We start from the raw sequence: 14,188 nt of genomic DNA on the forward strand, positions 1-14,188 counted from the left end.
ACGGGCCCGAGCCGGGCCTGCGGGAGTCCGGCGCGGCTCGGGCGGGTGGATTCAGCTGCTGCTGACGGTCAGGTTGTGGGTCTGGAAGTCCAGGCCGCCGGACGACGAGGTGATCTCGAAGCCGAACTGCACGTCACCGATGGTCTCGTTGCCCATCCAGCCCTTGGTGTCCTTGAGCCACTTCAGGACGGGCAGGATCTGGACCGAGCCGGAGGTGGAGTCCGCGGTCCGCAGGAAGGAGAAGACGTCCCAGTACGTGCCGTCGCTCCGGTGGACCCGGCCCTTGTGGACGTTCCAGTTGTGGCCGCCGAGCGTGACGTTGCCCTGGTAGTCGCCGAGCGCGCCGACCGCGCCGTTGTAGTTGACCCAGAGCATGATCTCGTAGTCGTGGTCCGTGTCCCAGACGTCGTACGAGGTGTTGTAGGCGCCCGAGGACGGGACCGTGACGTTGTAGTTGCTGTTGAGCGAACCGAGCGAGGTGATCGTCTTGTTGATCACCTTCTTGGAGTTGGGGTACGACTTGATCCCGCCGGTGTTGGGGTGGTTGGCCCAGACACCCCAGTTGGTGCCGGAGTTGGCCCAGATGCACTGGCTGCCGGCGCCGCCGCCCCAGATGTTGTTGTAGAGCGTGTAGCCGCCCAGGCTCGTGTTGCCCCACTGGTCACAGCTGTTCCAGACGGCCGCCGAGGCGGGGGCTGCGGCGAGACCGACGGTGGCGCCGAACGCGAGCGCGGGGGCGAGCAGGGCCTTGCCGATCCTGCTCGGCGTGCGGGTGCGTAGTGCCATGGCTTTCCTTCCATGGGTGGGGGGATGTGCGGGGAGGATCACCACGCCCCTATGGGGAGGACGTGGTCTTCTCCGGTGAGCGGTCGGAGCGTTTCCGCGCCGGAGAAAGCCGGAGTCCGACGTGCCGGGCACGGCGGACACGACGGGTACACGTGGTCCCGGTCGGTCATGGCCTGAGCACCGCCGCCCCGTACCGTCCGAGGGACAGCGAGCCGGTGACCGTCGCACCCGTCAGCAGGTCGCGGTGCGTGCCCGGCACGTCGACGGTGACCTCGTCCCGGCCGTGGTTGAGCAGGAAGAGCACCTCTCCCCTGCGTACCGCCTCGACCCCGCCGGGCAGCCCGTCCAGCACCGGTCGCACCCCGGCGTCGGCGGCGATCCGGGTGAGCAGACCGCGCAGTCCGGCCGGTTCGGGCAGCGTGGAGACGTACCAGGCGCGTCCCCTGCGCAGCACCGCCGGAAGTCCGTCGAGTTCGCCGCCCTTGTAGGGCACCACCTCGTCCGCGTCCGCCGCCTCCAGCTCCTCGGACCACAGCCGGCCCCGGAAGCCGTCGCACCGGACGTCCTCGCCGGCGTCCAGCGGCCACCACTCGTGCAGGGTGCGGATGCCGAACAGGGCGCGGAGCCGGGCGTCCATGCCGCCGGGGCGGACCCGGTCGTCCTCGTCGGCGACACCGGTCAGGAAGCCGCAGACGAGGGTGCCGCCGCGGCGGACGTGGGCCAGGAGGTTGTCGATGGCGGTGTCCGTCAGCAGGTAGAGCTGCGGGACGACCACGAGCCGGTACGGCGACAGGTCGTGTTCGGGGTGGGCGAAGGCGGTGGTCACGTCGGCCTCCCAGAAAGCGCGGTGCCAGTCCCGTACGACCTCGGCGAGGTCGACCTCGGACGACAGCCGGCCGTCCTGCGCCCCGGCCCACCAGGAGTTCCAGTCGAACAGCACGGCGACGTCGGCGGCGACCGGCCGGCCGGCCACCTCGGCGCCGATGGCGGCGAGGTCGGCGCCGAGCCGTTTGACCTCCTGGAAGGTGCGGCCCTGCTCGCCCGCGTGGCTGACCATCCCGGAGTGGAACTTCTCCGCGCCCTGCCGGGACTGCCGCCACTGGAAGTAGCAGACGGCGTCGGCGCCCCGGGCGACGGCCTGGAGTGACCAGAGGCGGTTGAGGCCCCGTGGCTTGGGGTGGTTCACCCCGCGCCAGTTGACGGGTCCGGCGGCCTGTTCCATGAGCACCCAGGGGCCGCCGCCGGCCTGCGAGCGGGTCATGTCCTGGATGAGCGCGCCGTGCTGCGCTCCCAGCGGGTCACGCGGGTCCGGGTACAGGTCGACCGAGACGACGTCCTCCTCCTCGGCCCAGCGCCAGGCGTCCTGGCCCGACCACAGCGGCATGAAGTTGGTGGTGACCGGGATGTGGGGGGTGTGCCGGCGGACGATGTCCCGCTCCATCACGTAGCACTCCAGGAGCATGTCGCTCGTGAAGCGCCTGAAGTCCAGCACATGGGTGGGGTTCCTCATGTAGTGGGCGCGGCGGGGCGGGAGGATCTCGTGCCAGCCGTCGTAGCCCTGGCTCCAGAAGGCCGTCCCCCAGGCCTCGTTGAGCGCGCCGAGGGTGCCGTACCGTCCGCGCAGCCAGTCGCGGAAGGCGGTGGCGGCCTCGTCGCCCCAGTCGTAGGTGCAGTACTCGTTGTTGATGTGCCACATCGTGACGGCCGGGTGGGAGCCGTAGCGGGCGGCGAGATCCTCGGTGATGGCGGCTGCGTAGCGGCGGTAGACGGCGCTGGAGTGCGAGAAGTGCTGGCGGGAGCCCCACCACTCGGTCCGCCCGTTCTCGTCGCGCGGGAGGGTCTCGGGGTGGAGGCGGCCCATCCACGGCGGCGGGGAGGAGGTCGGGGTGGCGAGGACGACGCCGACGCCGTTCGCGTGCATCAGGTCCATCAGGGTGTCCAGCCAGCCGAACTCCCGCGCCCCAGGCCGGGGTTCGAGCTTCGCCCAGGAGAAGACGCCGAGGGTGACGGAGTTGACGCCCGCCTCCTTCATGAGGCGTACGTCCTCGTGCCAGACCTCCTCGGGCCACTGCTCGGGGTTGTAGTCCCCGCCGAAGAGGAGCCGGCCGCGGGTGGCGTCGGCGAGGGTGGGTGCCGTGGGCTGCCGGGTCACCGGGCCGGGTCCCCGTACTGGATGCCGCGGCCGTTCGTCGCCACGTAGACACGGCCGTGGATCCGCGGGTCGCCGGCGATGGCCTCGCCGGTCCATCCCCACTGGTGGGCGTCGTCGTTGACGCGGGTCCACGTCCGCGCGCCGTCGTCGGAGCGGAGGACCGCGGTGACGGTTCCGACGGCCCCGATCTGGTAGACCGCCGGGTAGCGGGCGCCGGGGGCGGCCTTGCCGAAGCCGAGGACGTGCGAGGCCCGGCAGCTGTCGACCTTCGTGAAGGCGGCCCCGCCGTCGGTGGACCGGTACAGCCCGTTCGTCTTGGTGCTCAGCCACAGGTCACCGGTGCGTCCCGGCGCGGCGGCCAGCTTGTACTGGCTGTCCCCCGACGGCAGGCCGGTCGCGCCCGCCGTGAAGGTACGGCCGCCGTCGGTGCTGGCGTACAGCGTGCCGGTGTCGGTGTCGTACGCGTAGAAGCGCGTCGCGTCCGCCGGGTCGGCGACCGGTGTGGCGCCCTTGGGGAAGGAGGGCACCTCGGCCCAGGTCGCGCCGCCGTCGCCGGAGCGGTGGGCCGGGTACTTCGTGCCGTCCCAGTGGACGAAGGACCAGATCAGCACGGTTCCGTCGGTGTTGACGGCGATCGGCCCCGGCGCGTCCTTGGCGATGGCGGGCTGGCTCCCGAAGGGTGCCCAGGTCCGTCCGCCGTCGTCCGAGAAGGCTCCGTTGCCGTGGTCGCCCCAGCCGGTCCGGACCACGTACGACGGCTTCGCCGCGGCCAGTGCGAGCCCCGTCGCCGACCCGAACACGGGGTTCGTCGCCATGCCGCGCGACGGGGACGCGGTGAGCCGCTCGTGGTACATCGTGCCGATGTCCCCGAGCCCGCTGATCAGGTGCGCCTGCCCGGCGGGAGGCGAGATCAGCTGGCGTACGGACGTCTCCTCCAGCCCGCGGATCTGCGGCGCCAAGTGCCTGAGGTCGCGGGTGCCGTAGAGGGTCGCGCCGGTGCCGTACACGAGGTGTTTCGAGTCGTACGGGTCGAGCGCCAGCGCCTGGATCCACCAGCCGAACTTCGGCTGGTCCGCGCCCCACTTGAGGTAGGGGGTCTCGGACACGTCGAAGACCGCGGACTCCTTGAGGGAGGTCCAGGAGCGCCCGCCGTCGGTGGAGCGGAACACCGTGTCGATGTCGGCCCAGCGGTTGTTGGTGGAGACGACGACGGTGCCCGGGCGGCTGGCGTCCACGGCCACGCCGCCGTAGCCGAAGGTGTCGGCGGAGCCGTCCGCCGCCGTACCGCCCGGCTTCACCGGCGTGACGTCGGTCCATGTGCCGCTGGTGGTGCGCAGCTTGTGCACGCTGCCGTCGGACTGGCCGTTGGGGCCGGGCCCATTGGCGTACGTCACGTACAGCTCGCGGGTGTGCCGGTCGTACGCGGCGCGGACCGGGACCTTGGCGGAGGCGCCCGCCGGTTGACCGGGGACGGCCTCCCAGGTGGTGCCGTCGGTCGTGCGGTACAGGTTGGCGGTGGCGGAGGTGCCGTCGCCGTCGCCCCAGCCGGCGTAGAGGGCGCGGCCGGCGGCGACGAGCAGGGTGACGCCCTGCCCGGTGGCGCTGGGCATGGCCGTGAAACCGGTGGCCTTCGCCCAGGTGGCGCCCCGGTCCGTCGACTTGAGCAGGCCGTCGTGCCGGGTGCCCAGCCACAGGGTGTCGCTGTCCCGGGGGTCGACGAGCAGACGCTCGCCCGTGCCCCGGCCGTCCTCGTTGCCGCCGAGCTTCACGGTGAGGTCGGTACGGGTCCAGGTGGCGCCCCGGTCGTCGGAGCGGAGGATCGCACCGTTGCCGGCCCAGGGCTGGGTGTAGGTGCCGAGGGCGAGGTAGACGCGGTTCGGGTGGGCCGGGTCGACGGCGATCGCCTCCACACCGAGGAGGTTCCAGTCGTCCCAGCCGAGGTGGTCGGTCAGCGGGGTCCAGCGGGCCCTGCGGTCGTCCCAGCGGTAGGCGCCGCCGATGTCCGTGCGGGCGTAGGCGAGGCCGCGTACGGAGGGGTGGAAGAGGACACCGGTGATGAAGCCGGTGCCGCCGATCACGGCGGTGCGCCAGCGGTAGCCTCCGGCGGCTGGGCCGTTTCGGGCCTCGGTGGCGTGGGCCGGGACGGCGGGTGCGGGGAGAGTGGTGAGGGCCGCTGCGGCTGTGGTCGCGGTGAGTACGGTACGGCGGCTCGGGTGGGGCGTGCGCATGACATACCTCCGGGGGTGCGGGGCGGGGGCCTCGGGAGGGGTGGGGAGTGGGGCCGCGAGGGGTGCGTCGGGGGTGCAGGGGGCTTCGGGTGCGCGTTTCGGCGCCTGAGAGCTCGGGGTGCCGGGGAGGGATGGCGACCGCGGGTCGTGTGTGGCCGGTCGCGCGGCTCCCCGCGCCCCTGGAAGGGCCGCGCCCTTCGGCGGGGCGGGATCTTGCCGACCCGGGCACCCGGGTGGTCCTTGGCCGGAAGGCACCCGGCTGCTGGACCCGCCGTGCTCGGCCGGGTGACAGGCACGGCCGAACACGGCGGGGGCCGAAGGGGGTGGCTCGGGTCAGCCCTTGATCGCCCCGGTGAGCATGCCCTTCTTGAAGTGCTTCTGAACGAAGGGCGACAGCACGGCTACCGGAAGCAGGGCCATCACCATGACGGCCATCTGGACGGCGAGCGGGGAGAGTTGGCCCGTGTTGATCTGGGCGGCGAGGCCGACGGGCCGTTCCTGCTTCTGGACGAGCTGGATCATGACGTTCTGCAGCGGCATCATGTCCTGGTCGGTGAGGTAGATGGACGCATTGAACCAGGCACTCCAGTAACCCACCGCGTAGAAGAGGGCGATGACCGCGAGGACCGCCCTCGACAGGGGCATCACGATCTTCCACAGGATGCGCCAGTCGCCGGCGCCGTCTATGCGGGCGCTGTCGATGAGTTCCGGGGAGATGCCCATGAAGAACGAGCGCAGGACCAGGATGTTGAAGACGCTCACCGCGCTCGGCAGGATCAGCGCGAGATAGGTGTCGGTGAGCCCGAGGGCCTGGACCAGCAGGTAGGTCGGGATCAGGCCCGCGCCGAAGAACATCGTCGCGAGCAGGGTCATCAGGATCCAGCGGTGGCCGAGGGAGCCCGTACGGGAGAGTCCGTAGGCGCACAGGACCGAGACGGTCATGCTGAACAGGGTGCCGACGAGGGTGACGCCGACGCTGACCAGCGCGGCCCGCTGCACCTGGCCGCCGCCGAGGAGTTCCTGGTAGGCGACGAAGGTGATGCTCCTGGGGACGACGACCAGGCCGCCCGCCTCGTCGATGGTCTTCTTCGTCTGGAGGCTGGTGACGATGACGATCCACAGGGGGAAGAGGATCGCGAAGCAGGCGAAGCCCAGGGCGATGCCCTTGCCCGCGAGGCCCGCCCTGGCGGGTTCCTCCTCCCAGACCGGGCGGGGCGGTGCGGCCCAGCGGCTCGGCCTGGCGGCCGTCGCCCGCCGGTCGGCGGTCCCGGCCTCCTCACCGGCTTTGTCGAGGAGCGCGCTCATTTCTTGTACACCCCCTGCTCGCCCATGAGATGGGCGACCTTGTTGGCGGTCAGGACCAGGGCGAGGCCGACCACGCCCTTGATGAGTCCCGCCGCGGCGGCGTAGCTGAAGTCCTGGTTGCGGATGCCGTTCCACCACACATAGGTGTCGAGGACGTCGGAGGCCTCGACGCCCACCGCCTGCCGTTGGAGGAGCAGTTGCTCGAAGCCGACGGTCAGGGCGTCGCCGACGCGCAGCACCAGCAGGAGGGCGATCACCGGGCGCAGGGCGGGCAGGGTGATGTGCCACATGCGCCGCCAGCGGCCGGCGCCGTCCATGGCGGCGGCCTCGTAGAGGTCGTGGGAGACGGAGGAGAGCGCCGCGAGGAAGACGATGATGCCCCAGCCGGCGTCCTTCCAGATCATCTCGACCGTGACGAGGTACTTGAAGGTCTCCGGGTTGGTCATCAGGTCGAAGCCGTCGACGCCGTGCTGCCGCAGCGTCTGCGCGATGACGCCCGCCCCGCCGAAGATCTGCATGAACACGGTGACGACGAGGACCCAGGAGAAGAAGTGCGGGAGGTACATGACCGCCTGGGCGACCGCCCGGACCCGGGGCCTGACGATGCTGTTGATGAGCAGCGCGAGCAGGATCGGGACGGGGAAGAACAGGACGAGCTGGAGGAAGAACAGCACGAGGGTGTTCTGCACCGCGTGCCAGAAGTCCGAGTCCGCGAAGATCCGTTCGAACTGCTCGAGGCCGACCCAGGGGGACTGGAAGATGGCGACGAAGCCGTTCTCGCTGAGATAGGGGTCGTAGTCCTGGAAGGCGACCACGTTGCCGAGGATCGGTATGTAGTTGAAGACCAGGATCAGCAGGACCGCCGGCAGCGTCATCAGGAGCAGCGCGCGGTCACGCCGGAATCTCAGCCGGAGGCCCGGCCTGCCCGCGCGCCGGTCGCCCTGGGGCGGGGGCCCGGTGGCGTCGTCGGCCGCCGCCGGAGCCGTCCCTGAAGTCTTCGCCTCGGCCCTCGGCCGGGGCACCGTGCTGTGGGACACGGCCTTCTCCTCGTCTCGGCCCCGGGTCAGTTCGCCGAACCGGTGTCGTCGAGCAGCTTCTTGTACCAGTCGCGCAGGTCGTCGCCGCCCTTGCTCTTCCAGTCGGACACCGCCTGCTGGACGTCACTGATCTTCTTGCGCCCGCGCACGACGTCGTCCTCCAACTGCTCGAAGTTGTCGGCGAGGTTGGCCCAGCGGTTGGGTTCGGTGACGGTCAGCCCGAAGAAGGAGGTCTTCTTGGTGAAGGCGCCCATACGCTGCTGCCACTCGACGATGCCCTTGGTCACCTCGGGGAAGTCGGGGTAGGCGACGTACGGGGCAGGGTTTCCGGTGTAGTCGTAGGCGCCGTTGACCTCGTTGACGCCCGTGGTGGACTTGACCGGCAGGCCCTTCTTCATGTCGTAGTCGGTGCCCTCGACGCCGTAGGCGGTGAGCATGAACTCCTTGGTGCCGTAGGGCGCGGCACAGTAGTTGCAGAGGGCGAGGAAGTCCTTGATCTGCTGCTCGGTCGCCTTCTTGCTGACGAAGGTGAAGATGTTGGCGGGCTGCACCGCCCACAGGGTGGGGTCACCGCCGTCGGGGCCGAAGATGTCGAACGCGGCCATGTCGAAGTCGCTCTTCTGGGTGGCCTGTTCGGAGACCGAGCCCCACCAGGCGGAGATGTTGTCGTTGAAGACCAGCGACTGGCCGGCGGTGAACCGGTTGCGGGCGTTGCCGCCCGCCTTGCCGGAGACCGCGTCCGGGTGGACCACGCCGGCCGCGTAGAGCTTGCGCGTCCACTCCAGCGCTTCGAGGAACTCCTCGGTCTCGACGCGGTTGACCAGCTTGCCGTCGACCATGTTCCACCACAGCGCCTTGTCGCTGCCGGGGAAGACGCCGTAGAAGTTGAACGCCGACCACTTCATGTCGTCGCAGGCCCATACCTTCGACTTGGCGTCGGTGGCCTCCTTCGCCCAGGACAGGAACTCGTCGGGGCTGGCCGGGACCGTGTAGCCCTTCTTCTCGAAGATGTCCCGGCGGTACATGGGCGCGATGTCCGTGACGTACGAGGCGGGCATCGGGACCGCGCGGAGCCGGCCGCCGAAGATGCCGCGCTGCCAGGCCTCGCTGGGGACGGCCGCGAGGTTCGGGTACTCCTTGACCTTGTCGCCGGACAGATACGGGCCCAGGTCGGCGAACTTGGCGTTGATGGCGCTGGGTATCCTGCCCATCAGGTTCCAGCCGGGCACGACGACCATGTCGGGGATGTCGGTGGAGGCGAGGACCGCGCCGAGCTTCTGGTCGTAGGTGACACCGTCCTGGTTCTGCCAGGTGACCTCGACCCCGATGGCCTCGTTCATCGCCCTGTAGTAGGGGTTGTCGCCCTTGGGCGGGGTCCCCCAGAACGGGGACATGGCCTTCAGCCGGCTGCCGCCGCCGAGCTTCTTCGGGACCGAGGTCTTCAGTTCCGCGGTGGGGATCGCCTTGGTGAAGCCCGCCGCCGAGCCGTTCTTCGCCGGGATGTCGGGGGCCACCACGGTCGAGGCGACGAACGCCGGAAGGAGCTTCTGCGCGTCCTTCCCCGACGTCGTGCCCTCCTTGCGGCCTTCCTGCGAGCCGCCGCAGGCGGACAGCAGGGGCACACCCCCCGCCACGACGGCGGTGGCGACCGCCGTGGAGGCGAGGAAGCTTCTCCGGCTGGGGCCGGAGGGGGAGGCGGAGTTCGGCGTCATTGCGTCAACCCTTCATGGCGCACACCAGGACACCCGGCGGTGGCCGTCGGCTGCGGTGTCTCGAGTGGGACTGGCTGTGCTGAAGCGATGGAGCCCATGAGCAGCGGAGGGCGGTGAGCACGCGAAGCGGCCCCTCCGCAGTCGAAGCGCTTCGATGTTGCTGCGAGGTTAAGTGAACGACCGGGGGCGCACAAGGGTCGATCCCCAGATTCCCCGGAGCTCCGGGACCCTGCCACGGCCCGGGACGCTCCCTGTATGACACCGAGGAAACGGATCTGTTGCACCTTGGTCTCTTGACACCCACCCCACAACCGAATGAGCATCGAAGCGCTTCGAAAGAGCTTCGCCGCTCCAGCGCAAAGGGAACTCCACGTGACCGCTCAGACGCCGTCCACGCCGCCGTTTCGTGATCCGCGGCTGCCGATCGCGAAGCGCATCGACGATCTGCTCCGGCGGCTCTCCCAGGACGAGCGGATCAGCTTTCTGCACCAGTTCGCACCCGCCGTCGAACGACTTGGCGTCGCCGCCTTCCGCACCGGCCAGGAGGCCCTCCACGGCGTCGCCTGGATGGGGCCCGCGACGGTGTTCCCGCAGGCCGTCGGACTGGGCGCGACCTGGAACGAGGACCTCGTACGCCGGGTCGGCGAGGTGGTGTCCACCGAGGTCCGCGCCATGCGCGCCCGCGACGACCGCGTCGGCCTCAACGTCTGGTCCCCGACGGTGAACCTCCTGCGCCACCCCCTGTGGGGCCGCAACGAGGAGGGCTACTCCGAGGACCCCGGGCTGACCTCGGCGATCGCCACCGCCTACACCCGGGGCCTGCGCGGCGACCACCCCACCTACTGGCGCACGGCGCCCGTTCTCAAACACTGGCTGGCCCACAACAACGAGACCGACCGCTCCGAGACGTCCTCCTCGGTCCGCCCGCGCGTCCTGCACGAGTACGACCTGCGGGCCTTCCGCGCGACCGTCGAGGCGGGCGCCGTCGCCGGCGTCATGCCCGCGTACAACCTGGTCAACGGCCGCCCCAACCATGTCTCGCCCTACCTGGCCGAGCATCTGCGGACCTGGACCGAGGACCCTCTGCTGGTCTGCTCGGACGCGGGCGCCCCGTCGAACCTGGTCGACTCCGAGCACTACTTCGACACCCACGAGGAGGCGACCGCCGCCTCGCTGCGCGCCGGCGTCGACAGTTTCACCGACCACGGCACCGACGGCTCGACGATGACCGGACGCGTCCGCCGAGCCCTGGACCAGGGCCTGCTGACGGCGGACGACATCGACGAGGCGGTCCGCCGCCAGCTCTGGGTCCGTTTCCGGCTCGGTGAGTTCGACCCGGGCGCCGACCCGTACGCCGACGCGTCGGACTTCGACACACCGGCCCACCGGGCCCTCGCCCAGGAGGCCGCCGAGCAGGCGATCGTGCTGCTGAAGAACGAGGGCGGTCTGCTGCCGCTCGCCGAGGAGACCCGGATCGCCGTCGTCGGCCTCCTCGCCGACGAGTGCAAGCTCGACTGGTACAGCGGCACCCTCATCCACCGCTCCACCCCGCTGGAGGGCCTGTACGACAGGTTCGGCGCCGGGCGCGTGACGTTCGCGGAGGGCGTGGACCGGGTGAGGCTGCGCACGGCGGGCGGCGCGTACCTGGCGGTCCCGGAGTCCGGCGACGCCGCCGACGAGGCGCGCGGCGCGCAGGGCGCCCTCGACCCGGCGCTCCTCGCGGGCCGTACGGATCTGCCCCCGCTCACCACCGACCCGACCGGCACCGAACTCGCCATGGTCGACTGGGGCCAGGGCGTCCTCACCTTCCGTGCGCCGGACGGCCGTTACCTCTCGGTCGCCGAGGACGGCCGGATCCGGGCCGCCGCCGACCAGCCGGGCGGCTGGGTGGTCCAGGAGACGTTCCGCCTGGAACCTCACGAGAACGGCCACCTCCTCAGGCACACGGGTACGGGCCGGTACGTGACTGTCGCCGCCGACGGGGTGAAGGTTGCCGACGGTAACCCGGAGGTCTTCGAGCTCGTCGTGGTCCAGGCGGGCGAGGAGGCGGTGCGGGAGGCCGCCGCCGGGGCCGACGTGGTCGTGGTGGTCGCGGGCAACGACCCGCACATCAACGGCCGCGAGACCGAGGACCGCACCACCCTCGCCCTCCCCGCCCACCAGGAGCGCCTGCTGCGCGCGGCCCGTGCCGCCAACCCGAACACGGTCCTGGTCCTGGTCTCCGCCTACCCGTACGCGGTCGACCCGGCGGACCTGCCCGCCGCCCTGTGGACCGCCCACGGCGGTCAGGCCGCGGGCACCGCCCTGGCCCGCGTCCTCGCCGGCGACGTCTCCCCGGCCGGCCGCCTCCCGCAGACCTGGTACGCCTCCGACGCGGACCTGCCCGGCCTCCTCGACTACGACGTGATCGGCTCCCGCCAGACGTACCTCTACTTCGAGGGCGAACCGCTGTTCCCGTTCGGCCACGGCCTGTCGTACGGCGAGTTCGCGTACGAGGACCTCGAAGCCCGCCTGGAGCCGGGCCGGGACGAGGACGGGGGCGGACTGACCGTCTCCTTCACCGTCACCAACACCAGCGGGGTGAGCGCCGACGAGGTGGCCCAGCTCTACATCCGCGCGGTGGACCCCTCGGTCCCGCGCCCCCGCCGCGAACTGGCCGGCCACCGCCGCGTCACCCTCGCCCCCGGCGCCTCGGCCGAGCTGACCTTCCGGCTGCCGCTGTCCGTCCTGGAGTTCTGGGACGTGGCACACGGCACCTGGCGGCTGGCGCCGGGCGCGTACGAGGTGCTGGCCGGGTCGTCCAGCGAGGACATCCGCCTCCGTACCACCGTCACCGTCGAGGGCGAGCCGCTCGCCCCGCGCCCGGTCCGCGAACGCGGCCTGAACGCGGCGGACTTCGACGAGCAGCGCGGCACGGAGATCGTCGACCGGACGAAGGCGTCCGGCGACGCGGTCACCCCGCTGGGCGGCACCTCGGGTGAACTGATCTTCTACGACTGCGACTTCGGGACGGGCGTCACCGGAATGTCGGTCGAGGCGGCGGGCGGGGGAAGCGTGGAGTTCTCGCTCATCGGCGGCCCGGTGCTGGCGACCCTGACGCTCGACACCCCCACCGCGGGCCCGTACGCGTACACCACCCTGCACGCCGCGGTCTCCACCGCCGGGGTCCACGACGTCCATCTCACGCTGCGCGGCCCGCTGCGGCTCGCGCGCGTCGGCTTCTCCGGTTGAGGGTCCGGAAGCAGGCCGGCACACAGAAGGGGCCCGGCACCGGAAGGCATCGGTGCCGGGCCTCTTCATCCCGGGATCTGACCCCAGATTACATGAAAACGATTGTCAGAAGCTAGGGGTTGCCGGGATTCGTCCGCTCGGACTCAGAGCTGGAGCCCCGTCAGCACCAGCACCCGCTCGTAGGTGTAGTCGTCCATCGCGTAGCGGACGCCCTCGCGGCCGACGCCGGACTGCTTCGCGCCGCCGTACGGCATCTGGTCGGCACGGTAGGACGGGACGTCGCCGATGACCACGCCGCCGACCTCCAGGGCACGGTGGGCGCGGAAAGCGGTCTGCAGGTCGTGGGTGAAGACGCCCGCCTGGAGACCGTACTTGGAGTCGTTGACGGCGGCGAAGGCCTCGGCCTCCCCCTCCACCTTCTGGACGGTGAGCACGGGCCCGAAGACCTCCTCGCAGGAGATCGTGACGTCGGCGGGCACGTCCGCGAGGACGGTCGGCGCGTACGAGGCGCCGTCACGCTTGCCCCCGGTGAGGAGGGTCGCCCCCGCGTCGACGGCCTCCTGGACCCACGCCTCGACCCGCTTGGCGGCGTCCTCGCTGACCAGCGGGCCGACGTCGGTGGCCGCGTCGGACGGGTCGCCGGTGACCTGGGCCTCCACGGCGGCCACGACACGCGGCAGCAGCCGGTCGTAGACGGACGCGTCCGCGATCACCCGCTGCACGGAGATGCAGGACTGGCCGCCCTGGTAGTTGGAGAAGGTGGCGATCCGGTTCGCGGCCCAGTCCAGGTCCTCGTCGGAGGCGTAGTCGGCGAGCACGACCGCCGCGCCGTTGCCGCCCAGCTCCAGCGTGCAGTGCTTGCGCGGCACCGAGTCCATGATCGCGTAACCGACCTTCTCGGAACCGGTGAAGGAGATGACCGGCAGCCTCTCGTCCTGGACGAGGGACGGCATCCGGTCGTTGGCGACGGGGAGGATGCTCCACGACCCGGCGGGCAGTTCACTCTCGGCCAGCAGCTCACCGATGACGAGACCGGAGAGCGGGGTGGCCGGCGCGGGCTTCAGGATGATCGGCACACCGGCCGCGATCGCCGGGGCGATCTTGTGGGCGCAGAGGTTCAGCGGGAAGTTGAACGGCGCGATACCGAGGACGACGCCCTTCGGGAAGCGGCGGGTGACGGCGAGCCGACCCTGACCGCCGAGGTCGGTGTCGAGGCGCTGCGCCTCACCGCCGTTGAACCGGCGGGCCTCCTCCGCCGCGAACCGGAACACGGACACGGCGCGGCCGACCTCGCCGCGGGCCCACTTGATCGGCTTGCCGTTCTCGGCGGAGATCAGCTGCGCGATCTCCTCGGTCCGCTCGGCCAGCCGTCGGCTGACGTGGTCCAGTGCGGCGGCCCGTACGTGCGCCGGGGTCGCCGCGAACTCGTCCCGTACGGCGTACGCGGCGGCCACCGCCTCCTCGACCTGCGCGTCCGTCGGCACGCTCACCCTGCCGACGAGCCGGTCGTCCCACGGCGACATGACGTCGAACGTGGTCTCACCGGTGGCCTCGCGGCCGGCGAGCCAGAAGGCATGCGTGGCGGTCATAGTCGTTCCCGGCCCTTCGGTGCGTCTCTACACAACGGCTCTTCTCGGCTCCACGGTAGGGCCGGGAGGCCGGGGGGTCGTTTGTCCGGCGCGTATGAGTGGGGCGGGGGGTTGCTCCGCTTTGGTGCGATACCGGGTCCGCCGGGCG

Annotated in this window: 8 protein-coding genes; 1 reads left to right on the forward strand and 7 read right to left on the reverse strand. The window is 71.1% G+C overall.

Annotation, left to right across the window (positions count from 1 at the left end; genetic code table 11):
• Positions 1-51: 51 nt before the first annotated feature.
• From AC067N_RS19665 to AC067N_RS19690, 6 genes are all read right to left on the reverse strand, one after another.
• Positions 52-786: a glycoside hydrolase family 12 protein gene (locus AC067N_RS19665; protein ID WP_478680173.1), complete on the reverse strand. Its 735-nt coding sequence runs from the start codon at positions 784-786 to the stop codon at positions 52-54.
• A gap of 166 nt (positions 787-952) precedes the next feature.
• Positions 953-2,938: a beta-galactosidase gene (locus tag AC067N_RS19670; protein WP_478680174.1), complete on the reverse strand. Its 1,986-nt coding sequence runs from the start codon at positions 2,936-2,938 to the stop codon at positions 953-955.
• Positions 2,935-5,166 carry a WD40/YVTN/BNR-like repeat-containing protein gene (locus tag AC067N_RS19675; RefSeq protein WP_478680175.1) on the reverse strand — a complete coding sequence of 744 codons (2,232 nt, stop codon included), beginning with the start codon at positions 5,164-5,166 and terminating at the stop codon, positions 2,935-2,937. The genes AC067N_RS19670 and AC067N_RS19675 overlap by 4 nt, the downstream gene beginning before the upstream one ends.
• A 333-nt stretch (positions 5,167-5,499) precedes the next feature.
• Positions 5,500-6,471, reverse strand: a complete 972-nt coding sequence (locus AC067N_RS19680; RefSeq protein WP_478680176.1) for a carbohydrate ABC transporter permease — start codon at positions 6,469-6,471, stop codon at positions 5,500-5,502.
• Positions 6,468-7,508, reverse strand: coding sequence for an ABC transporter permease (locus AC067N_RS19685; RefSeq protein WP_478680177.1), 1,041 nt, complete (start codon positions 7,506-7,508; stop codon positions 6,468-6,470). Before AC067N_RS19685 ends, AC067N_RS19680 begins: the two co-directional genes overlap by 4 nt.
• A gap of 26 nt (positions 7,509-7,534) precedes the next feature.
• Positions 7,535-9,220: an extracellular solute-binding protein gene (locus AC067N_RS19690; protein ID WP_478680178.1), complete on the reverse strand. Its 1,686-nt coding sequence runs from the start codon at positions 9,218-9,220 to the stop codon at positions 7,535-7,537.
• 372 nt (positions 9,221-9,592) lie between these two features.
• Here AC067N_RS19690 and AC067N_RS19695 point away from each other — a divergent pair, with 372 nt between their 5' ends.
• Positions 9,593-12,451 carry a glycoside hydrolase family 3 C-terminal domain-containing protein gene (locus tag AC067N_RS19695; RefSeq protein ID WP_478680179.1) on the forward strand — a complete coding sequence of 953 codons (2,859 nt, stop codon included), beginning with the start codon at positions 9,593-9,595 and terminating at the stop codon, positions 12,449-12,451.
• A gap of 143 nt (positions 12,452-12,594) precedes the next feature.
• Here the strand turns inward: AC067N_RS19695 and AC067N_RS19700 are convergent, their stop codons facing one another.
• On the reverse strand, positions 12,595-14,040 hold the full coding sequence (locus AC067N_RS19700; protein WP_478680180.1) for an aldehyde dehydrogenase family protein: 1,446 nt from the start codon (positions 14,038-14,040) through the stop codon (positions 12,595-12,597).
• Between the last annotated feature and the right edge of the window lie 148 nt (positions 14,041-14,188).

This window comes from Streptomyces sp. NPDC042364, from assembly GCF_056437585.1.